The organism is Stenotrophomonas sp. SAU14A_NAIMI4_5 (genome assembly GCF_003086795.1).
Lineage (GTDB): Bacteria > Pseudomonadota > Gammaproteobacteria > Xanthomonadales > Xanthomonadaceae > Stenotrophomonas.
This window is the reverse complement of the sequence record NZ_CP026003.1, coordinates 765,428-785,951: the sequence shown is the minus strand read 5'-3', so window position 1 is coordinate 785,951 and position 20,524 is coordinate 765,428. Positions and strand designations below refer to the sequence as shown.

The window sequence follows — 20,524 nt, the reverse complement described above, 5'->3', positions numbered from 1 at the left end:
GGGGGCCTGAAAGCTGTGCCGACCAACGGTCGGCACCTACCGTGGGTGCCGACCGTTGGTCGGCACGCCAGGCGGCTTACAGGGTCACCGTCTCCACCACTTCCAGGCCGTAGCCGGCCAGGCCCACCTGGCGGCGGGGGGTGCCCAGCACGCGCAGCTTGCCCAGGCCCAGGTCGGACAGGATCTGCGAGCCGGCGCCATTACGGCGCCACTGGCCCACGTCCTTGTCCTTGCCCGGCACCACCGGCGCCGGCTGCTGGCGCAGGCGGGCCAGCAGGGCCTCGCCGTCGCGCGGGGCCGACAGCACCACCATCACGCCCGCCCCTTCGGCGGCAATCGCGCGCAGGGCATCGGTGGCGGCCACGCCGAAATCATCGCGGCGCCAGTGCAGCAGGTCGGCCAGCGGGTTTTCCACCTGCACGCGCACCAGGGTCGGGGTATCGGCCGCCGGGGTGCCACGGACCAGGGCGAAATGCAGGTCGTGGGCGATGCGGTCGCGGTAGGTGACCAGCTTGAACGGGCCGAATTCGGTGTCGATGTCGCGCTCGTCCACGCGCTCGACGGTCTTTTCGGTGGCCAGGCGGTAGGCGATCAGGTCGGCGATGGAGCCCATCTTCAGGCCGTGCTCGCGGGCGAACACTTCCAGTTCCGGGCGGCGCGCCATGCTGCCGTCCGGGTTGAGGATCTCCACCAGCACGCCGGCCGGCTCCAGCCCGGCCAGCATGGCCAGGTCGACGCCGGCTTCGGTGTGGCCGGCGCGGGTCAGCACGCCGCCCGGCTGGGCAATCAGCGGGAAGATGTGGCCCGGCTGGTGCAGGTCGGCCGGCCTGGCGTTCGGCTTCACCGCGGTGCGGATGGTGTGGGCGCGGTCATGGGCGGAAATGCCCGTGGTCACGCCTTCGGCCGCTTCGATGCTGACGGTGAAATTGGTCTGGAACTGCGCGGTATTGGCCTGCACCATCGGCGCCAGGCCGAGATCGGCGGCGCGGGTGCGGGTCAACGGCAGGCACACCAGGCCACGGCCGTGGGTGACCATGAAATTGATGTCCGACGGCTTGACCAGCTCGGCGGCCATGATCAGGTCGCCTTCGTTCTCGCGGTCTTCGTCATCAACGATGACGACCATGCGGCCTTGGCGGATGTCTTCAAGGATCTCGGGGATCGGGGCGAAATTCATGCGGCATCCCCCTGCGGCTGCTGGCCATTGGCCGGCACACCGATCAAACGCTCTACGTAACGGGCCACCAGGTCGATTTCCAGGTTCACCGCGCTGCCCTCGCCGGTGGCGGAGAAGGCGGTGTTGGCCACGGTGTGCGGGACGAGGGCGACTTCGAATCCTTCGTCGTCCACTTCGTTGACGGTGAGGCTGACGCCGTCCACGCAGATCGAGCCCTTCTTGGCGATGTAGCGGCGCAGCGCGGCCGGCGCGGCGAAGCGCCAGCGCTGGGCACGTGCATCTTCGTGGATGGACAGGACCTGGCCGAGGCCATCGACGTGGCCGCTGACCAGGTGGCCGCCAAGGCGGTCGGTCGGGCGCATGGCGCGTTCGAGGTTGATGACGGCGCCTTCAGCCAGCTGGCCGAGCGTGGTCAGGCCGAGGGTTTCGGTGGACGCATCGGCCTGGAAGCTGCTGGCGTCGAATGCGATGACGGTGAGGCAGACACCGTTGATGGCGATGCTCTCGCCCATCTGCACGTGGTCGAACGGCAGGTTGCCGACGTTGAAGGTGAAGCGGACATCGCCGCCGATGGCTTCGCGTGCGGCCAGACGGCCGACGCCTTCGATGATTCCAGTAAACAAGAAACGTTCTCCGCGGAAAGTGAGCGAAAAACGCCGCAAGGCAAACAGGCGGGCGCAGGGCCGCGAAGGCCCTGTGGCACCGTCTTCTTTCATCCGGACTATGACCGTCGGCTCCGGCATTGGACCGGATCTGCTGACCCCCGACCATGGGCCGGGGCGCTCGCGGGCTTGTGCTTGCGCACCTACCGCCGGTGGGGAATCGCACCCCGCCCTGAAGACGTTTGTGTACCGGCGAACCGGCGCGGCCAGTGTACCACCGGCAGGCCTGACGCCTGGATGTTCCTTCAGGTGGCGGTGGGCAAAGGCACGGTCAGTGCCAGCCGTCGGGGCTGGTCTCCGGCATGCCGCCCCCCTGCCAGCCGCCGGGCGATTCCCCGTTCGGGCACACCAGCAGGTATTCCTGCAAGGATTTGATGTCGTCCTGGGTCCAATCCTTACCGTACGGATAGGAGGGCGGCTTGCAGTACGGCATCGCCATGTATGGGCCGTTATAGGGGTACATCGGCCTCCAGCAAGGCAAAGGATTCTTCTGCGGGTCCTGGCCCTTCGTGCAGAACAGGAAGGGATCATTCTTGCGGTAGTTGAGTGGCGAATAGAAGCCATCGGCGCCCGCATCCAGTTTCATGGTCAGCAGCACCACGATGCCCAGGCAGATCTTCAGCGCGGTTTTCATCACTAGTCCTCAGGGCCCGCAGCGTCGGCTGACGGGGATGGTGGATCGTCCGTTGTCCCCATGCGGGGCCGGCAAGCCGGCCCCGCATACCTTCCATTTCAGCCGTCAGCGTCCCCGGCTCAGCGCTGCAGGTCGCCCGAATTACGGGCGGCATCCGGCGCCTGCGGCTGGGCCTGCTGCGGCTGGGTCTGGGTCTGCGCCTGTTCCTGCACCTGGTGCTTGGCCCAGGGCTGGCTCAGAGTGGAGGTGAAATCGGTGATGGCCTTCTGCACCGATTCTCCATCGCCATTGCGTGCTGCACTGAACATGCGGTCCAGGAAGCCACCCGATTCCTTGCCGGCCGCAGCCTGCTTGTCCTGGGTTTCGGCGGCCTGCTCCGGTGCGGGCGACTTCAGCGCAGCGCGCGACTGCGGGCCGAACACGCCGTCCACCTTCAGGCCCTGGGCACGCTGCAGGTCTTCCACGGCGTGGCGGGTCGCATCACCATAGATGCCATCGCGTGCCAGCGGCTGCCCCTGCGCATCCTTGTAGCCCAGGCGGCCCAGCTGCTCCTGCAGCTCGGACACAGCCGTGCCCCGGGACCCATCGCGCAGGGTCTGCTCGCCGGCCGGCTTGGCCACATGCTCGCCCGTCTTGGCCGGATGGTCGCCCGCGCCGCGATCTGCACCGCGCAGTTCGGACATCGGGTCGATCTTGCGGCCATTGCGCCACAGTTCGAAGTGCAGGTGGGTATCGCCATGCGACGGGGTGTTGCCGCTGCGCCCCATGGTGCCCAGCTGATCGCCCGCTTCGATGCGCTGGCCGTTGCGCACCGAAATGTCGTTCAGATGGAAGTACTTGGTCAGCGACCCGTCATCGTGGGTGATGTGCACGGTGTTGCCGGCCGCACCATTGTTCGGCTTGACCGTCACACGGCCGCCGCCGAAGGCCACGATCGGATCACCCACGTCACCCTGGATGTCCACGCCACCGTGGGTACGGCCACCATTGCGGGAGGTGCCGAATTCGCCACGGCCTTCGCCGGGCTTGTCCTTGGCATTGATCTGGTCGTTGCCCGGCGCCGGCCAGGTTGCCCCGCCCTCGGCGCGCGCCTGCGGCTTGGCTTCCGCCTGCGGCTGTGCGGCCGGGCGCTCGGTGGCATTGCGCTCGTTCTGCGGCAGGGCCAGCTGGGCCTTGATGGCCTCGCGGGTCTGCTCATCGGCACGGCCGGTCTGTTCCAGCGAATGGGTCTGCTGGAAGTTGCGCACCGCGTCCTGGGTGTTCTTGCCGTAGATGCCGCTGTTGGTTTCCAGGGTGTTGCCCTGGCCGTCACGCACGCCCAGCTGGTTCAGCGATTCCTGCAGCGAACGCACGTCGTTACCGCGCTCGCCACGCTCCAGCACGCCATCGGCCAGGGCCGACGGACGGCCCTGTGCGGCCGGCAGCGGCGCACTGGCGGTGATGCCGCGGTCGGCAATCTCGATGGCCGCGTACTTGGCCTGCCAGTACTGGCTGAACGAGGTGGCCAGCTCGCGATCATCCATACCGCTGATGGACTCGTACGGCTTGCCGGTCACCCGCTCGAAATCGCGCGAGCTGATGTTGTTCACGATGTTGTCGTGGGTGTCCTTGCGCGAGAACTTGCCGGTGTCGATGGCGCTCTGGATGGACGCATAGCCGCCGCCACCCTGCTGGTGCGCCAGGTACATGTCCATGCCGTTGGGCTGGGCCGAACCGGACAGGAACGGGCGACCGGTTTCTGCCGAACGGTCAACGATCTGGTCGCGGTTGCGTTCGTACAGATCCGCTGCGGCACGGGTGTTGGCAACCGGGTCGAATTCGTGGCCGGTCAGGCCGAATTCCTTGGCGGTGGTGGGCACGAACTGGAACAGGCCCTTGGCACCGCTCTTGGTGTTGTTGGCGTCCGGGTTGAAGTTGCCGCCGGTCTCGATATAGGCAAACCGCATGAAATCGTCGCGGGGAATCCCGCTGCGATCGGCCTGCTTTTCGATGATGTCGAGAACTTCTTTACGATCGTGGTTACTGGCCATCATTGGCTCCTCAGGTGAAGTGCGGCCCTCGCGGGCCGTGGGACGTCAACCGGACTCAATCCTTGAGTCATGTGCAGTGCGGTCAACCGATACGTTGGACTCAGGGCGTATAACGCTCTTTGTCCGCATTGAAGGTATAGGTCAGGGTGTCGGCGGCGCCAAGGTCACGCAGCTTGCCCGGGCCGTCGATGGTCTTGCCCGACAGGCTTACGGTCAGCTTCGGCAGGCCACCGGAGACAGCGCCGAAGGCGAGTGTACCGCTACTGACGGCGCACGGTGTGACGGCGCCGTCTTCACAGGACGCCGAATTGTCCTCGCCAGCGTGGATGGAGCCCAGGTAGCCCCAGCGACGGAACGAGAGCTTGTCCACGTTGTCCGGGTCGAACAGGAAGATGGCATAGCCGAACATGGCCACGCCCTCGGTGAAATTACGGGTGGGCACGGCCAGCAGCATGCGGCCGTCATCCAGCGCGTGGGTCTGGGCCTTGCGGGCGGTGTCCAGCGGCTCGGGCTGGTCGTTGCCGCCGAATTCGCCGACATACCCGTCGGTGTCCTGCTGCACCCAGGCCGGTGCATCGGCGGTACCGCCCTGCACGAAGGTGGCCTGGCCGATGGCCACGTTGCCTGGCTCCATCATGCCGGCGTCGGAATCCGGACCTTCCTCGCCCTCACTGCGGCTGGTGAAGCCGGTGAAGTAGTGCTTGCCCTTCAGATCGAACGCCTGGCCATACCAGTAACTGACGATGGCACCGCCATCGACCTTGTAGGTGACCGCGCCATCGCCGTCACGCTGGTAGATCACGTACAGCACGCTGTCCGCGGAAGGGGGTTTGAGTGCAGTCATTGCAGAGTCCTTGTCATGTTCGGCGGCAGCCGGCCCGGCTTCGGGGGCTGCCGTAGTTCCTTTTGCACCCGCATCGGGAGCGTTGCTTCCGCACGCGGCCAGCGCAAGAGCCAGAAGTGCCATCAGCCCTGTTTTATTGATTGTCATGTTGTCTCCTGGTTCTGCGGGCGCGGCGCAGCCACACAGGCGCGCCGGGCCATGAAAAAACGGTCATCCGCCGCCACGGGCCATCTCCATCTGCTCCGGGCCGGGCTGACGCTGCTGGGGTGCCTGCTGCTGCGTCTGCTGCTGGGCGGCTTCGCGCTGGTTGAGCTGCTGCGCCTGCTGGTCGGCCTGCTGCTGCCACATCCGCCCCATCGGTGAAGCGTACAGATCCTGGGTCGCCACGCGCACGCCATCGGGGTCGTTGGCCCGTGCAGCATCCATCAACTGGGTAACGTGTGAATCCTGGCGGACGGTGCCCTGCCCCTTGGACGACAGCGACGGACCGGCAGACAGCGCGCCCTGTTCCTTGCCTGCGGCCGCGGCCGCTTCGCGTGCTTCACGCGCAGCAGGTTCGCCGGCAGGCACGGGGTCGCGGAAGGCATCGACGCTGTCGCGCACCCAGCCCACCGGGCCACCGGCGACGAAGGTCACCCCGCGCCGGAGGTTCATCACATCGCCGCGGTAGTCGGCAATCATGCGCGAATGCTCTTCGGCGCGCGGGCGCGCCTGCGGATCATCCAGCACCGACAGGTGCGGCGTGCCATCCGACGCGGTCGGCATGAAGTTGCTCATGCTGTGCGCGCCCAGCGAGCGCGCCGCTGCGGCAACCGGCAGATCGGGAACCAGCAGGTCGGCAAACCGGTTCTCGAAATAGCCGGACTGATGCAGGACGTCGATTTCCTTGTCCTTCGCGTAGGTCATCACATCGCCGTACTGCGGGCTGGCGGCGCTGACCACGTCGCTGGCCATCACATGGTTGCGCACGCGGTCATTCGGGCCGCCACCAATGCCACGGTCCAGGCTGGCTGCGCCGTAGGCGTTGAAGGTTTCGCCGCGCAGGTCGAAATGATGGGCCGTCACCTGGGCCAGCGTGCCGCCCAGCGAGTGGCCGGTCACGCTCACTTCCGGCGCCGTCGCACCGGGCTCGGCCCCCATGCGCCGCGCTTCATCCAGCGCTTTGCGGGTGAGCGCAATGGCATCTTCGGCCTGCGGATTGGTCCGCCCCAGCACCATCGCGCCATCGGCAATGACGCCATCCTTCCAGACTTCCTCGGTGCCGCGATGGGAGACGATCAGGTCCTGGCCATCGAGCGTTTTGTAGATGGTGCCCTGGTAGCCGGTGCTCTGGTTGTCGACGTGCTCGTAAACGCGGTACTGGGTGCCATTGACCGACACCAGCGCGTCTTCGCCTGTCGGACGGCCAACATCCCTGTCTTCGTAGACATGGTTGGCCAGGTTGGCGTAGTCCTGCGTGGTGACCGTCACGGGCTGATCTCGTGGGCCGCCAGCGTGATGGTGAAGAACTCATCGCGCTTGTCCATCGGCACCGCCTGCAGGTGTTCACGGCCGAAATCGGCCGAGCCGCCCTGCTCGAAGCGCGGGTAATACCCTTTCCAGAAATTGCGGGTCTTGCTGCCGCCGCCCAGCACGTGCTGCGCCGGCAGGCCAGCGACAAAACGGGTGTCGGCCGGATCGTCATGCGCACGCACGCTCACCCGCGCTTCGGTGAGTGCCCAGCGGCAGACGCCGCGCCCGTAGTAGTCCTCATCAAGGATGGCATCGGCATGCAGCGTGCCCACGTACTCGGTGTCCGAAACACGGGTCAACGCGAAAGGCTCGTGGCTGGCGATGGTCGGGACTGCACCGGAAATGGGGTCCAGCCGCCCGCACTGGGCAGCGTTGCCCACGTCGAACTGGGCCGTCGCTTCCACCACCGCGAACGGACCCGGCGCATTGTCCAGCACCACGCGGAATTCGAAGGCGCGCTTCGGGCTCGGATTCAACGTACGCAGCGGCGGGGTAGCGCGGGTGTCCACAGCAGGAACATTCATAGGGGCATCGGCTCGATACGAACCGCCGGAGGCGGCCAAAGGCAGGGACGCAGCGCAGGCGAATACGGACGCCGCCAAACGGGAGTTGCGCGAACGAGAAACGGAGGCGGTCTGCGTGGCCTGCATCGAGGCCGCACGCAGGAAAGCAGCACTCATTGGCGCGCCCCCTGCCCCGGGACGCATGCACGCACGATGGACGCCGGGATTACCCCACCGGCCTCAACACCCTGCTTGTTACATCCGTCCCAGGAATACACAGCCTTGTGCCCTCTCCACGCGCCTACCCCGGCGTACGTGGGTGGAACTCTACCAGTCCAGCCGCGTGGGTCGCGTCAAGAAAAAGTTGCGAGAGTGCGCTTCATCACACTTTTGCAGTTGTGCCAAAGGCTGTAAGCGTCAATATCATCACGCGCAGTTAACTCCTTGGGCATCGGGTGCGGCGGTGGGGGATCAGCGATGCTTTGCGGCCAATGCCCAGTAGTGTCTGCGATACATCAACGGCCCATGGGCGATGCGGAGTGTTCCTGCTGGGTAGCCTGCTGGGTGGAGGTCTGCGCGTGTTCGCGCGCCCGGTCCTCGGCGTTTGCCTGGTTGCGCACCTGGGAATCCAACGCCTGCCCGGCATCGAGCTTGGACATCTGCTGGTTGAGCGCCTTGAACCGATCAGGATCTGCGTTGAGGAGATCGTTCAAGCGCTGTTCCAGAGGGGACTGGGAATGAAAACTGGGGTTCTCCCGCATGGGCCCGCCGTCGGAGCTGGATTCGCTGCGTGCCTTGGCAGGATTGAACGGGTGAGCAGCAAGCTCAGCCGCGCGCGCCTGGCGCTCGGCGTAGGCGCCGGGTTCGTCCGTGCCGCGCAGAATGTTGGCGGCTTCGAGGATCAACGGCCGGGAGGCAACTGTTGCAACAGCGCGCACGGAGTAGACGCTCTCGCGATACGCATCAACGCGGCGCTGATCCTCGGGATCCTTGATGCGTGCCGATGGATCATCCAGAACCGACTTGACTTCAACCCCGTTCTCAACGTGATCGATGAAGTGCTTCATTCGATGTGAATCACCCAGCGCCAGCGCCGAAAATGGCCTGCTGATTTCACCAGCCATCCCACCCATGAGGCGGGACGCAAATTCAGCACTCTGCAACGTCTTCAATTCGGAGGGCTTCGCATAGACCTCCACAGTGCCATAGTGCCCGGCGCCCGCGCTGACGAAGTCGCCGGCCATTACATGATTTACGAACCGGGCGCCGTTCGCTGGCTGGCCGTCCGGAACCCTGTACCCCAGGCTGGCCGCCCCGTAAGGATTGAACGCTTCGCCTGGCAGGTTGTAGTGGTGCGACAACACCTGTGAAATCCCTCCGCCCAAGGAGTGTCCTGCGACCGATAGATGCTTCCCGTCGCGCTCGGCAAGAGCTACGGCCCGGGCGGCGAATTCCAGTGCGTCCTTGATCTGCAGGTTACCTCTGGTGAGCACCATGCCTGCGTCGGTCACGCCATCCTTGACGGGCTCCCGGTCAAACTCGGTTCCCCGGTTAACGAGGACGTAGTCGCCAGTGGTCCTGTTCTTGAAAAGCGTTCCCTGATAGCCGCTGTGTCTATCCATATAATCAACAACAAAAAACTTACCGCCCCCTGCGAGGACATCGGCGGGACTCCCGTCGGGCTTGAATTGCGGAGGCAAGTACCCGGCTGCGGCCAAGTCAGCATTGACGTTCTTGCTCATTAGTCATCCCTTCCCTGGAGTTGTGGAAATAATTATCGAAAAGTAGTTGCTGCGCTGATCCTCGGGGACATCCCTGGTGAAGCCTTCCTCATCCGTAATATTTGCTGGGTATTTTTTGCCGTCATCGATTAGTGGCTGGATATCCTTGCTGGTATAAAGCGTCTCTGAGCCATCCTCCAGCGTTGTTGATGCCGTGAAGTAAGTGAAAGACTTGGTCTTCTCTGTTTCCAAAAATGCTCCGACCAACTCCACTTTCCATCTACAAATACCCCTCCCATAGTAGTCGCGACTCAGGACGCCATCCCGGAAGAACCTGCCTTTGAATGTGGTCGCATTCACTCGCTTGAGCCTGAAGTCGAGCGAGTGCCTGTCCGTCCCGTAGCGGACGCCCTCGAAGTTGTCGATGGGAGGTAGACAGGCCTCGTCCGCAATCTTGTAACTGACATAGGCGCTTGAGGCCTGGATGTCGTCCGGCCCGTCAAGTACGGTGAGGACAAGGTCGTACGGTTCCTTGGGCGAAGGGTTCTTCTGGTAGGGTGGGGGCGCGCGCTCTTTGCCTCCACATGCCGCCAGCAACGGCAACGTCAGGAGCAAGGCATAAAGTGCCCGCGAGACACTAAGTACACGGAACAGCTTCCCTTTACGTGCCTTCATTATCCGGACCAGCATCCTCTAGTACTCAGAAGATAAGGCCGCGGATGGGTGCTTTTCAAATTGGCGCGACCTCATGGTCGAATGCGTGACGCTCATCACCTATCAAGATCCAGATTCAGGCAGTGAAGTCACCGCACCACGTTTGATGCGTCACCCGTCTCTGGCTTCGTGGGCCTGGAATGCCGAGGCCTCTCAGCGAGGTGACCGAGTGCTGTGTAGCAGCGCCTGGTCACTCTTGACGAACGGACGCGGATCGACCAGCGCGAAGATCAGCCCGACAGCGTATTGGTCAAAAATGCGGTCAGGTTGACGCCGGCAAATGACACCGGGGCGCTGCCCGGGCTTGGATGAAGCCGTCCCGGCATCCCCCCACCGCACCGCGGAACTGGGGGATCTCGTATCGCCAACGCCATGTGCGGGCATGAGAACAGTGTTGTACTCCACAGGTCCAGGCTGCTGGGCAAACGAAGCAGCGGAAAGAAGCAGCGAAGATGCAACGAGCAATTTGAGCTTAAAAGTCATGACCTCTCCTTTCCCTCCGCAATTGGCCTGGACGTGTGCAGCGCCCGCCCTTCACCGAGGAAGCCAAGGACAGAACATCTGAAGTCGGCTCAGAATCAGCCCTCAGGGGAAGGCGCAGCCTGCAAAAACAATTTTGCAATCTGCGCCACAGTCTTCAAGCGCTTCACGGCGAGCGGCCCGCTCTCCTTCAGGTGTAATTTGAAACTGGCGACGAGTGGAATTAGCAGCTATCGCAGCGCAAGCATTAAAAAAGGTCTCTGCAACCTTGCAATCGTATGAGCCACGCGCCTCACAGTCCTCAATCGCCAACGCTCGGGCTTCCTCTTCGCTTCTCGCGGAGAACGTCCAACCGTAGTTTGCATCAGCCCCCTTCGCCCAAGCCCCCCACTTTGAATGCTTGGGCGCTCTGGTATCGCCCACACCGTGGGCAGGCAGGTAAACGCTATTGTACTGAGGCGTTCCCGCCTGCTGAGCAAGTGCCGCCAGTGGCGACAGAAAGACCACAGCAAGTATGAGTCTAGATATCGAAATCATCACCCGGTCCCTTTCTTTTTATCTGAGGCGACATTACCGCTACCCACATAATCCTGGTTGAAGTCCGAAGTCTGGCCCGAGCTGTTACGACCCACATTACCGAAGCTCGAGTTCGCCACGAACTGGCCCAGCGTGCCGCTGAAGAACATGTCCGCCATCGGCGGTGCCATGACCATCAGCACCGACATCAGCAGTCCAACACCGCCGGTCGATTGGCAACTGGCGAAGGCCAACGCCACAACCATCCCAACGTTTACTCGCCCCCGTGACCTCCAGCCCAAATAGCCCAACTCCCGCGCATATAACCGCAAGAAGCTGACGCGAGCAATTCGAGCAGGAAGTCCAGGAAGAAGTCAGCCTGAGCTTGAGCTAACTAATTTCAAGGAACGGCACAGCCCTCAAATACAATCTTGCAGTCCGAACCACACTCTTTCAGTGCGGCCTTACGAACCCATTCAAGGCCATTTGCGGAGATCTGCCACCAGCTATTTCTATCACTCTCCGCGAGCGCTGCACACGCATTCACAAAGGTTCTGGACACCTTGCAGTTGCGGAAGCCGCGGGCACTGCAGTCTTCAACCGCCAGCTTACGGGCCTCACGTTCACTTCTTCCTTCGAAAGTCCATCCAAGCATTCCGCCATCACCCTTTGCCCACGCGCCCCAACGGTTCGGAGACTGGCGCTGGGTATCTCCGACGCCATGCGCGGGCAAATAGACACTATTGTATTCAACCGTCCCAGGCTGCTGTGCGAACGCCATGGGTCCCAGAAGAATCGACGAGGCGATCATAAATCTGAAAACAGCGATCATTTCTTCCCCCCGCTAGTTGGTGTCGACTGGTGTGGACTGACATCCTGCGTCACTTGCTTGAAGTCCGAAGTCTGGCCCGAGCTGTTACGACCCACATTACCGAAGCTCGAGTTCGCCACGAACTGACCCAGCGTGCAGTTGAAGAACATGGCCGCCATCGGCGGTGCCATGACCATCAGCACCGACATCAGCAGTCCAACACCGCCCTGCTGAACGGCAGCCGACTTCAGGCCGCCGCCAAAGCCCAGCGAGGCACTCATCCCTAAGATCTCGGTACCGGAAAGGATGTAGGCCGTAACGATCGCAAGCGCCGTACGGGCAACCACTGCGGTGGCCAGCGAGACCATGAAGGACAGGACGGCCATCGAGAACATGGTGCCGATTCCGTACAACAACCAGCGCTTGAACAGGTCTTTGGTCTGGTCGAACAGCAGGCAGAGGATGAACAACGGCCCGAAGCCGACGAACAGTACCAGGGCGATCTTGTACAGCAGCAGCATGGCGCCACCGATCACCGATGGGCCTGCAATGCCGATGCCCGTCAGCGAGGTGACGGTGCGCTGGGTTGCTGCGTTCTGGTCACTCTTGTCTACGGGCAGTGCGTCGACCAACGCGAAGATCAGACCCATGGTGCGCAGGTTGTCGTCGATCGAGTCTTCGATGTCGTCGTCGTCATTGGCGACAACTCTGTGGATCTCGTTCGGCAACGTGTTGGTCAGAACTGCGGTCAGTTTCACGCCGGCAAGGGAAATCGACCAGGCCGCGATGAACTAGCCGGCAATCACCCCAAACCAAGATGAACGTCTCATATCAGGGAAGCGCGCACCCTTCAACAACAATCTTGCAGTCATCTCCACAAGCCGTGAGAGCCTGACGGCGCCCCCAGGGCAGGCCCCGGTTGGAAGTCTGAATGATGCGATTGCTGGGGCCCGCCGCTACCAAGGCACACGTATTGAAGAACGTCTCCATTGGAAGACAATTCTTCGAGCCTTTCGCCTGACAGTCAGCGACTGCCAACGCTTTTGCCTCGTCCTCGGTTCTGCCATCAAAGGTTATACCCAATGTGCGGTCATCACCTCTCGCCCATGCCCCCCACTTGGCAGGGGGCGCCTTGGTATCACCCACGCCATGCCCAGGAAGATACACAGTGTTGTATTGGACTGACCCTGGCTGCTGCGCAAATGTGGCAGCCGACAAGAAGAGAGTGGAGACAATGACAATCTTTGTGAGCGCACTCATCCCTTGGTCCCCTTATTGGCAGTACTAGTACCGCTACCAACATAATCCTGCTTGAAGTCCGAAGTCTGGCCCGAGCTGTTACGACCCACATTACCGAAGCTCGAGTTCGCCACGAACTGGCCCAGCGTGCCGTTGAAGAACATGGCCGCCATCGGCGGTGCCATGACCACACGCTGGAAAAGCACAGCAGCGGGCGGCGAGATGAAACTTGATTCAGTAAACTCCGCTTTTCAGGGGACAGCACACCCCTCGCAAACAACCCTGCAATCAGATCCACACTCTTTCCCGGCCATTGCAGCCAAGGAAAAGGCGTCAGGGGTACGCACAGCCCTCGAAAATTATCTTGCACTCCTTTGAACCACAGTTCTTAAGTGCATCCTTCTTTACAGCAGATAGCCGATCAACAGCCTCCACGTATTTTCGAACACCTGGACGAACCGCAATCGCTGCACACTTGTTTGCAAAGGTTGCGACTACTTCACAATCTCGCGATCCCCGCGCGAGACAGTCTTGCGCAGCCAGCGCGACAGCCTCCCTCTCGGTGCCGGCGCCAACGTACCAGCCAAGCGTGCTGTCGGCCCCCCCTAGCTACAGCGCCCCATTTCTGAATCTGGGGGGTCGTGTCGCCAACGCCGTGCGCAGGCAGGAACACCCTATTGTACTCCGCGCTACCAGGCTGCTGCGCTACCGCCTGGGCCGAGAAGAGGACGCTTGAGATAACAGCACTACGCAGAATGGAGATCATAGGTCTTTTTCGCCTTTCTTCTTATCCACATAATCCTGCTTGAAGTCCGAAGTCCGGCCCGAGCTGTTACGACCCACATTACCGAAGCTCGAGTTCGCCACGAACTGGCCCAGCGTGCCGTTGAAGAACATGGCCGCCATCGGCGGTGCCATGACCATCAGCACAGACATCAGCAGTCCGACATCGCCCTGCTGACCGGCAGTCGACTTTAGGCCGCCGTCATAGTCCAGCAAAACACTCGTGCCCAGATCTCGGTACCGGGAAGGAGATATGCCGAGATGATCACAATGGCCGTAAGGGCGACGACGACGGTCGCCAGCCAGACCAAGGTGCCCATTAAATGCGTCAGCGTTAGATGCGATGCAGCTTCGTAAGGCCCGGGCCGCTTGGGCCCGAGTTGAATCATACGCTTCAGGGTCGGGCGCAGCCCTCAAATAGAATCTTGCACTCAGGCGAACCGCAATTCTTCAGCGCTCTCTTGCGAACAGAGGAAAGACTGGCGGGGGCTTTGGAGTAGGTTCTATTTGCAGGCCCGACTGCTACAGCAGCACAAGAGTTAAAAAACGTCTCCACGCCCTCACAATTTGTCGAACCACGTGCCACGCAGTCTTGAATAGCAAGCTTCACCGCTTCCTGCTCGGTTTGTGCCCCCACGTACCAACCAAGCGTCTTGTCAGCTCCTCTTGCAAGGGCCCCCCATCTAACATTGGGGCGAGCGGTATCACCGACTCCATGCGCGGGCAGGAAAACTGTGTTGTACTCCTGGCTCCCTGGCTGCTGGGCGAACGCGATAGTTGAGATCGTCAGGATAGCCAACGTAGCCGCTCGCAAAAAGAATGTCATACGCCGCTGTCCTTCTTCTTATCCACATAATCCTGCTTGAAGTCCGAAGTCTGGCCCGAGCTGTTACGACCCACATTACCGAAGCTCGAGTTCGCCACGAACTGGCCCAGCGTGCCGTTGAAGAACATGGCCGCCATCGGCGGTGCCATGACCATCAGCACCGACATCAGCAGTCCAACACCGCCCTGCTGAACGGCAGCCGACTTCAGGCCGCCGCCAAAGCCCAGCGAGGCACTCATCCCGAAGATCTCGGTACCGGAAAGGATATAGGCCGTAACGATCGCAAGCGCCGTACGGGCAACCACTGCGGTGGCCAGCGAGACCATGAAGGACAGGACGGCCATCGAGAACATGGTGCCGATTCCGTACAACAACCAGCGCTTGAACAGGTCTTTGGTCTGGTCGAACAGCAGGCAGAGGATGAACAACGGCCCGAAGCCGACGAACAGTACCAGGGCGATCTTGTACAGCAGCAGCATGGCGCCACCGATCACCGATGGGCCTGCAATGCCGATGCCCGTCAGCGAGGTGACGGTGCGCTGGGTTGCTGCGTTCTGGTCACTCTTGTCTACGGGCAGTGCGTCGACCAACGCGAAGATCAGACCCATGGTGCGCAGGTTGTCGTCGATCGAGTCTTCGATGTCGTCGTCGTCATTGGCGACAACTCTGTGGATCTCATTCGGCAGCGTGTTGGTCAGGAAAGCAGTCAGGTTCACGCCGGCGAACGACATCGAGGAAGCGGCGATGACAATGAGGAAGGCGCGCAGCGATCCCACCACCAGCGACATGAGCGAATCACGGCTGCGGCCGGTCACGATCATGAACCCCTGCATCAGCACCCACAGGGTCAGCAGGGTCAGCGCGATGCCACTGACCCACCCCATGGTGCGCGAGAGCAGCCCCGACTGGAAGCTTTCGATACGCCCATTGATGAAATCAAGCAGAATCTCAAAGAATGCCCACTGGGTGAAGCTGCTCAGATCGAAGCCCAACGCACTACCCATTATCTCGACGCTCATCGCACTGCTCCATTCACTCAGTTGCCGCCGAGACCGGACATGCCCGGAACGCTGATGCTGCCCTTGCCGTTCAAGGCATTGCGGGTAAGCGCCTCACGGGTGTTGTTGATATGCGCGACACGCGCTTCATAAGCAGACATGTAGGTGCGGTAGCGATCGCGGTCGTTGTCCATCAGTGCGGTCAGGGCCAACAACTCGTTGGTGTTGTACTGCACGTTGGCGTAGTCCTCGGCCGCCAGGTTGCGGCGGCGGTCCTCGATCTGCTTCAAGCGGTCATAGTTCTTCTGGGCCCGCTCGAACATGCGCATCGAGAACCGGTACTGCGCCAGTTCGGTCTGTGCCGCGGCCATGCACAGCTGCTGCTGCTGCTGGCCCAGCGTGGTGCTTGCACCGGCCGGGCACAGCTGGTCCATGGCGGTGGCGGTGGCGGTCGGCTGGCTCGCGTTGAGCGCCTCGTCACCGGTCGGCGTGGCGATCATTTCCGGTGTCTGCGTGTCCTGGCCGTTGCGCGGCGTGATCTGCAGTTTCCGGTTGAGATCTTTCAGGTTGCCATTGACCGTGCCGTTGTCGCCGATGCGGGTCTTGATCTCTTTCAGCTGCGACGTGACGCTTCCGCCGTCGCTACCGATGTTGCCCTTGATTTCGTCCAGCTTGCGCTGCGTCTGGGTATCGTTGACCTGCCACGCGGCCATTGCGGCGCCGGTGCCCAGCAGCGAGACGATCGCCAGCGAGAGGATGACCCACTTGTTGGAGCGTGGCATGGCCAAGGAAGTACCAAACATCCGCTGCCATGCCTGGCCGAAGCTCTGCTGGCTGCCGTGCTGGCGGTGTGCTTTAGAGTTCATGGTTCACCTCTGCTGTTCTTTATGTCATCTATTGCGGGGCAGGCCGTTCAGCGCGTGGTCGCGCGGCGGTCTGGGGTTGCACTGCTGCGGGCACTGCCGCGTCCGGATCCCTTGCGGTTTTCGTAGAACGCCTGCAGCCATTCCTCTGGCGTCAGTTCATCGCGATCGACTTCCAGGCGCTGCGACTGCTCGCTGAGCACCCGGTCGAGGACTTCGATGTTGTCGGTGCTGGCACTGATGACGGCCAGGGCATCATCCATGCCCCGCAGGTTCAGCTGGCACACCGTGGAACCATGGCCCTGCTTGACCAGGAAACTGCGCGAGCGCTCATCCAGACTGACGACCACTTCAAACTCGGCCTCGGTCAACTTCAGGCCTTCCATGTAATCCTCGCGCGAGGCGCTGGGATTGGGCAGCAGGATGAAGGTCGCGGTCTGTTCGATCAGCGCGGCGGAGATGTCGCTGGCCAAGGCGTCTTCCGGGCTCTGGGTGGCGAAGATGCCCAGGCCGTTCTGCTTACGGATGGTCTTCTGCTTGTTCTTGGCAAATTCCTTCAGGGCGCCGCCGCCATCAAGAATCTTCCAGAACTCGTCCATCACGTAGATCAGCGGCCGCCCGTCGATCAGCTCTTCGAGGCGGTGCAGCAGGTAGTTGATGACCGGCACGCGCACTTCGGCGTTGTCGATGATGTCGGTGTAGTCGAAGCCGATGATGTTGGCCCGCTGCAGATCGATGATGTCGGTCGGGTTGTCGAACACCCAGCCCAGGGTGCCGCTGACGGTCCACTTGCGCAGGCGCGCGTACAGGCCATCGTCGCCCATGTTGGGCAGGCTTTTCTGGAAATTGGACATCGAGCGCAGGTGCATCGGCATGTCGAGCATGCTTTCCACCGCGCGGAAGATGTCCTCCTCCTCACGCGCGGTGTAGACGGTCTTGGCCGCCAGCACCTTGATCAGGTCGCCGAGGAACTGCACGTTTGCATCGTTGCGTTCGCACTGGAACGGGTTGAAGCCGGTAGGCCTGCCGTTGTCCAGCGCAAGGTAGTTGCCGCCACACGCGCGTACGAAAATCTCCGCGCCGCGGTCTTTGTCGAAGAAGAAGATGGTCGGCGCCGGCTGGTATTTCTGCACCTGGCTGAGCAGGAAGTTGATCAGCGCCGTCTTGCCGGTACCGGACTTGCCGATGACCAGGGTATTGCCGATGGCCTTTTCACCCAGCGAGTTCTCGGCCGGATGGGTGGCGTGGAAATTGAAGTAGTACGGCTGGCCGTTGGTGGTCTGCAGTACCGTCAGGCATTCGCCCCACGGGTTGTTGTCGCGCTTGCCGGTGGCGAAATTGTGCAGCGGCGACAGGCCCAGGAAATTCAGCGAGCTGACGTTGGCCAGCCGCGTGCGGTAGCGCCAGTTGGCCGGCAGCTGCGAATAGAACGACGAGCACACCGCCAGGTCCTCCTTGGCGGAGACAAAGCCGGCATTGGACAGTTCAGCGCGGGTGGCAGCCAGGTTCTGCGACAGCGTCTTCTGGTCGTCCGCATACAGGGCCATGATGAAGTGGTATTCACCCAGGACGAAATTGCCCGAGGCGACCTGGTCCATCGCATGGTCCATTTCGGAGATCTGGCTAACCGCCTTGTCGCCGGAGGAGATCATCATGCCCTTGGTGCGATCAAGCACCTTCAGCGCATCCTGGCGCCCCATGGGGCTGAAGGAATGAGTGATGACGTATTCGAAATCCAGGTACTTGAGGCCATTGAGGATGCCCGGGTAGGTGGCCTCGCTGTATTCCTTGATGTTGAGGATGGCGCCGTAGTGGTTGCGTCCGCCTGGGGCGTTGATGACGAAATCACCCGATTTGGCCGAGAACATGTGCCGGGCGACCGGCAGGTAGTCGCTCACCGAGGCACGCAGCACCGGCACCGGCTCGTCGATGCGGTTGAGCAGATAGCCAAAGAAGCTCAGCACTTCAGAGAACACCACGCCGTTGTCGGCTTCATACATCGACAGCCGGTGTGGTGCGTAATCCTTCAGCACCGCCTCGACGTTGCCGGCCAGTTCCATCACCTTGTTGACGGCCTGGTCCTGCTCGGACTGCAGGCGGACCAGGTCACTGGAGCGCTCGACGAACTTTTTGCCGACCATGACCGGGCGATAGATCATCGTCAGGTACAGCTCGTTCTGCATGATCTTCTGCGAGGTCAGGCGATCGTAGTACTCGTCCGACATCTGCTGGTTGAACACGTGGTCGTACTTGCTGCGGATATCCACGCGGCCACGGCGCCGGATGTCATGCACCCAGAAGGCCACGTTGACGAAATCCGGCGCCCGCAGGGTCTGCAGCATGCGGTTGAAGGTGTTGTGCTTGTGCTCCAACTCCCATTCTTCACGCCCCACGAAAGGCAGCCCATCCAGGCGCCAGACAATCAGGAAGTCGCCACCGGTCGTCTTCACCACGTGCGGGGACACGTGGGAAGAGTACGGAATGAACTCGGCGATGGAGGTGTCTGGCGCCTGCATGGGACTAATCCGTTTTCGTGTCTTGAAGGTCGGGGCGGTAGCTGTTCGGAGTGAACACCCACATGCCGTTGTGATGCTTGACGTTCTTCACCTTGGTGCGGAAGCCCAGACGCAGGCCCAGCAACCGGAAGATCATCTCGTCCTGGCGTGCCATCTGCCGCATGACCATGATGACCACCGGCAGCAGCAGCAGGAACCACATGTCGAAGTAGAACGTCATCAGCAGGCAGCCGCCGGCGGCGATCGCAAAGGGCATGTACGGCACCCCCAGGAACATCGCCGGCCGCGTGCACCCGCGGAAGAGTGTGTCCTTACGCATACTTCATCAGGTCGAGCACCATGATGGCGCTGGTGCTGCCGGCGTTGCCGATGTTGCCGACGTTGTCGGGCAGCAGCATGTTGGCCACCTGGGCAGCGGCGCCGATCAGGAAGCCACCGATCAGGACCGGAGCCACGTCGCTGATGCGCTTGTGGTTGAAGGCGATCTGGTAGCCAGCGAAGATCACGGCAATGGTGACCACGGCGATCGAGGCAATGTTCAGCAGGCCGTTGAGGTTGGTGAAGAAGTTGGTCACGCTGGTCTGCGCGCCGGAAGCATCCTGGGCGCTGGCGATGAAGGGCAGCATGCACAGGCTGGCCAGGGCAACGGCGGAGAGCGCGCGGCGGGCGTTGGTGAGGTTGGCGTCGTTCTTCATGGCGGTTCTCTTCTCTTTGATGGGAAAGGGATACAGCGTGGATGCCGGACTGCGGGGGCAGCCCTCGGGTGGTGCTAGAACACCAGCGCAGCGTCGCGCGGCGGCGCTGCAGTTGCTGGCACGGCGGACGCAGGGGCCCCCGCCATGCCGTTGGAACTGGAACCGGGTGCAGCCATCGGCTGCGCTTGCTGGGCCGCCCCCGGCCAGACATTGGGGGCACCTCCCACGGGTTGCACACGCACCGGGGCGTCGCTGGTGGGCACCTGGCCCGCCGTGCGCGGATCGACCGCAGCCGGCGCCTGCATGGCCTGCACGGCCGCGGGTGCCTGCATCTGCTGCATCTGCTGCATCTGCTGCATCTGCTGCATCTGCTGGATCTGCTGCATGGACTGCTGCTGACCTGCCGACGCGGGGAGCAGGCGCGACAGCGCCGCCTCTTCCACACGCCGCGCCAGCCGCTCGGTCGCCTCGTCACGCACGACACGACGGTAGGTGGTGGTGCCGGCCGGTACGCCATTGCGGATGACCGGAATGGCATTGCTGGCGACGGTCTGGGTGGAGTTGCCACGCCAGGAGGTCATCACCTTGTCGACGTAACCATGGCGGAAGCCGGTGGTGAAGTTGCCGGAGTAGTAGCAGCTGAAGGCCTTGCCCCAATCGTTGCCCGAACGCGAATAGCATTCGGCCAGGATGCGCGAGCCGGCCTGCAGGTTCGGGCAGACGTTGAAGGCCTTCTCGTAGCTGTCCAGACCGTGGCGGTTGAGGTTGTAGCGATTGACCTGGGCAATGCCCAGCGAGAAGTTGTAGCCCTCACGCTCAAGCATGCGGGTGGTGGACACGGCCTCGGCCAGGTTCTTCGGCTGGCGCGCCAGGCGGCCGCCCACCACGCCGATGGCGTACGGGTTGAACGACGATTCGACGTTCACCACGTGGCGCATGATTTCGTTGGGCACCGCCAGATCGGTGCAGGCCATCATTTCCAGTCCAGGCAGCATGGCGT

19 protein-coding genes, 2 pseudogenes and 1 riboswitch are annotated in these 20,524 nt (G+C 62.3%); of the genes and pseudogenes, 1 reads left to right on the top strand and 20 read right to left on the bottom strand.

What is annotated here, in order from left to right; all coding sequences use genetic code 11:
• Positions 1-76 precede the first annotated feature (76 nt).
• From ribB to C1925_RS03485, 13 genes and pseudogenes are all read right to left on the bottom strand, one after another.
• On the bottom strand, positions 77-1,177 hold the full coding sequence (gene ribB / locus C1925_RS03545; protein WP_108767734.1) for a 3,4-dihydroxy-2-butanone-4-phosphate synthase: 1,101 nt from the start codon (positions 1,175-1,177) through the stop codon (positions 77-79).
• The gene (locus C1925_RS03540; protein WP_108767733.1) at positions 1,174-1,800 is read right to left on the bottom strand and encodes a riboflavin synthase; all 627 of its coding nucleotides are present in this window, start codon (positions 1,798-1,800) and stop codon (positions 1,174-1,176) included. The genes ribB and C1925_RS03540 overlap by 4 nt, the downstream gene beginning before the upstream one ends.
• 77 nt (positions 1,801-1,877) lie before the next feature.
• Positions 1,878-2,023, bottom strand: a riboswitch (FMN riboswitch).
• Positions 2,024-2,110: 87 nt separating this feature from the next.
• Positions 2,111-2,473, bottom strand: a complete 363-nt coding sequence (locus tag C1925_RS03535; RefSeq protein WP_108767732.1) for a hypothetical protein — start codon at positions 2,471-2,473, stop codon at positions 2,111-2,113.
• A 119-nt stretch (positions 2,474-2,592) separates the two neighbouring features.
• Positions 2,593-4,503 (bottom strand): peptidoglycan-binding protein, encoded by a 1,911-nt coding sequence (locus C1925_RS03530; RefSeq protein ID WP_159097473.1) that lies wholly within the window; start codon positions 4,501-4,503, stop codon positions 2,593-2,595.
• Between the two features lie 100 nt (positions 4,504-4,603).
• A complete protein-coding gene (locus C1925_RS03525) occupies positions 4,604-5,347 on the bottom strand; it encodes a hypothetical protein (protein WP_108767730.1) in 744 nt (247 codons plus the stop codon).
• Between the two features lie 210 nt (positions 5,348-5,557).
• Positions 5,558-6,817, bottom strand: a complete 1,260-nt coding sequence (locus tag C1925_RS03520) for a lipase (protein ID WP_108767729.1) — start codon at positions 6,815-6,817, stop codon at positions 5,558-5,560.
• Positions 6,814-7,383: a hypothetical protein gene (locus tag C1925_RS03515; protein ID WP_216821989.1), complete on the bottom strand. Its 570-nt coding sequence runs from the start codon at positions 7,381-7,383 to the stop codon at positions 6,814-6,816. The genes C1925_RS03520 and C1925_RS03515 overlap by 4 nt, the downstream gene beginning before the upstream one ends.
• Before the next feature lie 494 nt (positions 7,384-7,877).
• Entirely contained in the window at positions 7,878-9,104 is a 1,227-nt protein-coding gene (locus tag C1925_RS03510) for a hemolysin (RefSeq protein WP_108767728.1), read from the bottom strand.
• A 3-nt stretch (positions 9,105-9,107) separates the two neighbouring features.
• Positions 9,108-9,758: a hypothetical protein gene (locus C1925_RS03505; protein ID WP_159097472.1), complete on the bottom strand. Its 651-nt coding sequence runs from the start codon at positions 9,756-9,758 to the stop codon at positions 9,108-9,110.
• Positions 9,759-9,950: 192 nt separating this feature from the next.
• Complete coding sequence (locus C1925_RS20875; RefSeq protein WP_159097471.1) at positions 9,951-10,280, bottom strand: hypothetical protein; 330 nt, start codon at positions 10,278-10,280, stop codon at positions 9,951-9,953.
• A 620-nt stretch (positions 10,281-10,900) separates the two neighbouring features.
• A pseudogene (locus C1925_RS21500) lies at positions 10,901-11,020 on the bottom strand (type VI secretion protein); the annotation flags it as partial.
• A 173-nt stretch (positions 11,021-11,193) separates the two neighbouring features.
• Positions 11,194-11,625 (bottom strand): DUF4189 domain-containing protein, encoded by a 432-nt coding sequence (locus C1925_RS03490; protein WP_108767724.1) that lies wholly within the window; start codon positions 11,623-11,625, stop codon positions 11,194-11,196.
• 86 nt (positions 11,626-11,711) lie between these two features.
• Positions 11,712-12,362, bottom strand: a pseudogene (locus C1925_RS03485) (type IV secretion system protein); the annotation flags it as partial.
• A gap of 553 nt (positions 12,363-12,915) precedes the next feature.
• On the opposite strand from C1925_RS03485, the gene C1925_RS20870 reads away from it, so the two are divergent.
• Positions 12,916-13,221, top strand: a complete 306-nt coding sequence (locus tag C1925_RS20870; protein WP_159097469.1) for a hypothetical protein — start codon at positions 12,916-12,918, stop codon at positions 13,219-13,221.
• A 384-nt stretch (positions 13,222-13,605) separates the two neighbouring features.
• Here the strand turns inward: C1925_RS20870 and C1925_RS03470 are convergent, their stop codons facing one another.
• The 7 genes from C1925_RS03470 to C1925_RS03430 form a co-directional block, all read right to left on the bottom strand.
• Positions 13,606-13,842 carry a hypothetical protein gene (locus C1925_RS03470; RefSeq protein ID WP_108767720.1) on the bottom strand — a complete coding sequence of 79 codons (237 nt, stop codon included), beginning with the start codon at positions 13,840-13,842 and terminating at the stop codon, positions 13,606-13,608.
• 606 nt (positions 13,843-14,448) lie between these two features.
• Positions 14,449-15,471, bottom strand: coding sequence for a type IV secretion system protein (locus tag C1925_RS03455; RefSeq protein WP_108767717.1), 1,023 nt, complete (start codon positions 15,469-15,471; stop codon positions 14,449-14,451).
• Positions 15,472-15,488: 17 nt separating this feature from the next.
• A complete protein-coding gene (locus C1925_RS03450; RefSeq protein WP_159097468.1) occupies positions 15,489-16,316 on the bottom strand; it encodes a hypothetical protein in 828 nt (275 codons plus the stop codon).
• Between the two features lie 47 nt (positions 16,317-16,363).
• Positions 16,364-18,829 (bottom strand): VirB4 family type IV secretion/conjugal transfer ATPase, encoded by a 2,466-nt coding sequence (locus C1925_RS03445; RefSeq protein ID WP_108767715.1) that lies wholly within the window; start codon positions 18,827-18,829, stop codon positions 16,364-16,366.
• Between the two features lie 4 nt (positions 18,830-18,833).
• A complete protein-coding gene (locus tag C1925_RS03440; protein ID WP_108767714.1) occupies positions 18,834-19,148 on the bottom strand; it encodes a VirB3 family type IV secretion system protein in 315 nt (104 codons plus the stop codon).
• Positions 19,141-19,524 carry a TrbC/VirB2 family protein gene (locus C1925_RS03435; protein ID WP_108767713.1) on the bottom strand — a complete coding sequence of 128 codons (384 nt, stop codon included), beginning with the start codon at positions 19,522-19,524 and terminating at the stop codon, positions 19,141-19,143. The genes C1925_RS03440 and C1925_RS03435 overlap by 8 nt, the downstream gene beginning before the upstream one ends.
• Positions 19,525-19,598: 74 nt before the next feature.
• Positions 19,599-20,519 (bottom strand): lytic transglycosylase domain-containing protein, encoded by a 921-nt coding sequence (locus C1925_RS03430; RefSeq protein ID WP_108767712.1) that lies wholly within the window; start codon positions 20,517-20,519, stop codon positions 19,599-19,601.
• Positions 20,520-20,524: the final 5 nt, after the last annotated feature.

Bases quoted from the DNA above. Each gene is read 5' to 3' on its own strand.
- ribB (WP_108767734.1), bottom strand. From the start codon at position 1,177: ATGAATTTCGCCCCGATCCCCGAGATCCTTGAAGACATCCGCCAAGGC.
- C1925_RS03535 (WP_108767732.1), bottom strand. From the start codon at position 2,473: ATGAAAACCGCGCTGAAGATCTGCCTGGGCATCGTGGTGCTGCTGACC.
- C1925_RS03530 (WP_159097473.1), bottom strand. From the start codon at position 4,503: ATGGCCAGTAACCACGATCGTAAAGAAGTTCTCGACATCATCGAAAAG.
- C1925_RS03525 (WP_108767730.1), bottom strand. From the start codon at position 5,347: ATGACTGCACTCAAACCCCCTTCCGCGGACAGCGTGCTGTACGTGATC.
- C1925_RS03515 (WP_216821989.1), bottom strand. From the start codon at position 7,383: ATGAATGTTCCTGCTGTGGACACCCGCGCTACCCCGCCGCTGCGTACG.
- C1925_RS03510 (WP_108767728.1), bottom strand. From the start codon at position 9,104: ATGAGCAAGAACGTCAATGCTGACTTGGCCGCAGCCGGGTACTTGCCT.
- C1925_RS03505 (WP_159097472.1), bottom strand. From the start codon at position 9,758: ATGAAGGCACGTAAAGGGAAGCTGTTCCGTGTACTTAGTGTCTCGCGG.
- C1925_RS20875 (WP_159097471.1), bottom strand. From the start codon at position 10,280: ATGACTTTTAAGCTCAAATTGCTCGTTGCATCTTCGCTGCTTCTTTCC.
- C1925_RS03490 (WP_108767724.1), bottom strand. From the start codon at position 11,625: ATGATCGCTGTTTTCAGATTTATGATCGCCTCGTCGATTCTTCTGGGA.
- C1925_RS03455 (WP_108767717.1), bottom strand. From the start codon at position 15,471: ATGAGCGTCGAGATAATGGGTAGTGCGTTGGGCTTCGATCTGAGCAGC.
- C1925_RS03450 (WP_159097468.1), bottom strand. From the start codon at position 16,316: ATGAACTCTAAAGCACACCGCCAGCACGGCAGCCAGCAGAGCTTCGGC.
- C1925_RS03445 (WP_108767715.1), bottom strand. From the start codon at position 18,829: ATGCAGGCGCCAGACACCTCCATCGCCGAGTTCATTCCGTACTCTTCC.
- C1925_RS03440 (WP_108767714.1), bottom strand. From the start codon at position 19,148: ATGCGTAAGGACACACTCTTCCGCGGGTGCACGCGGCCGGCGATGTTC.
- C1925_RS03435 (WP_108767713.1), bottom strand. From the start codon at position 19,524: ATGAAGAACGACGCCAACCTCACCAACGCCCGCCGCGCGCTCTCCGCC.
- C1925_RS03430 (WP_108767712.1), bottom strand. From the start codon at position 20,519: ATGCTGCCTGGACTGGAAATGATGGCCTGCACCGATCTGGCGGTGCCC.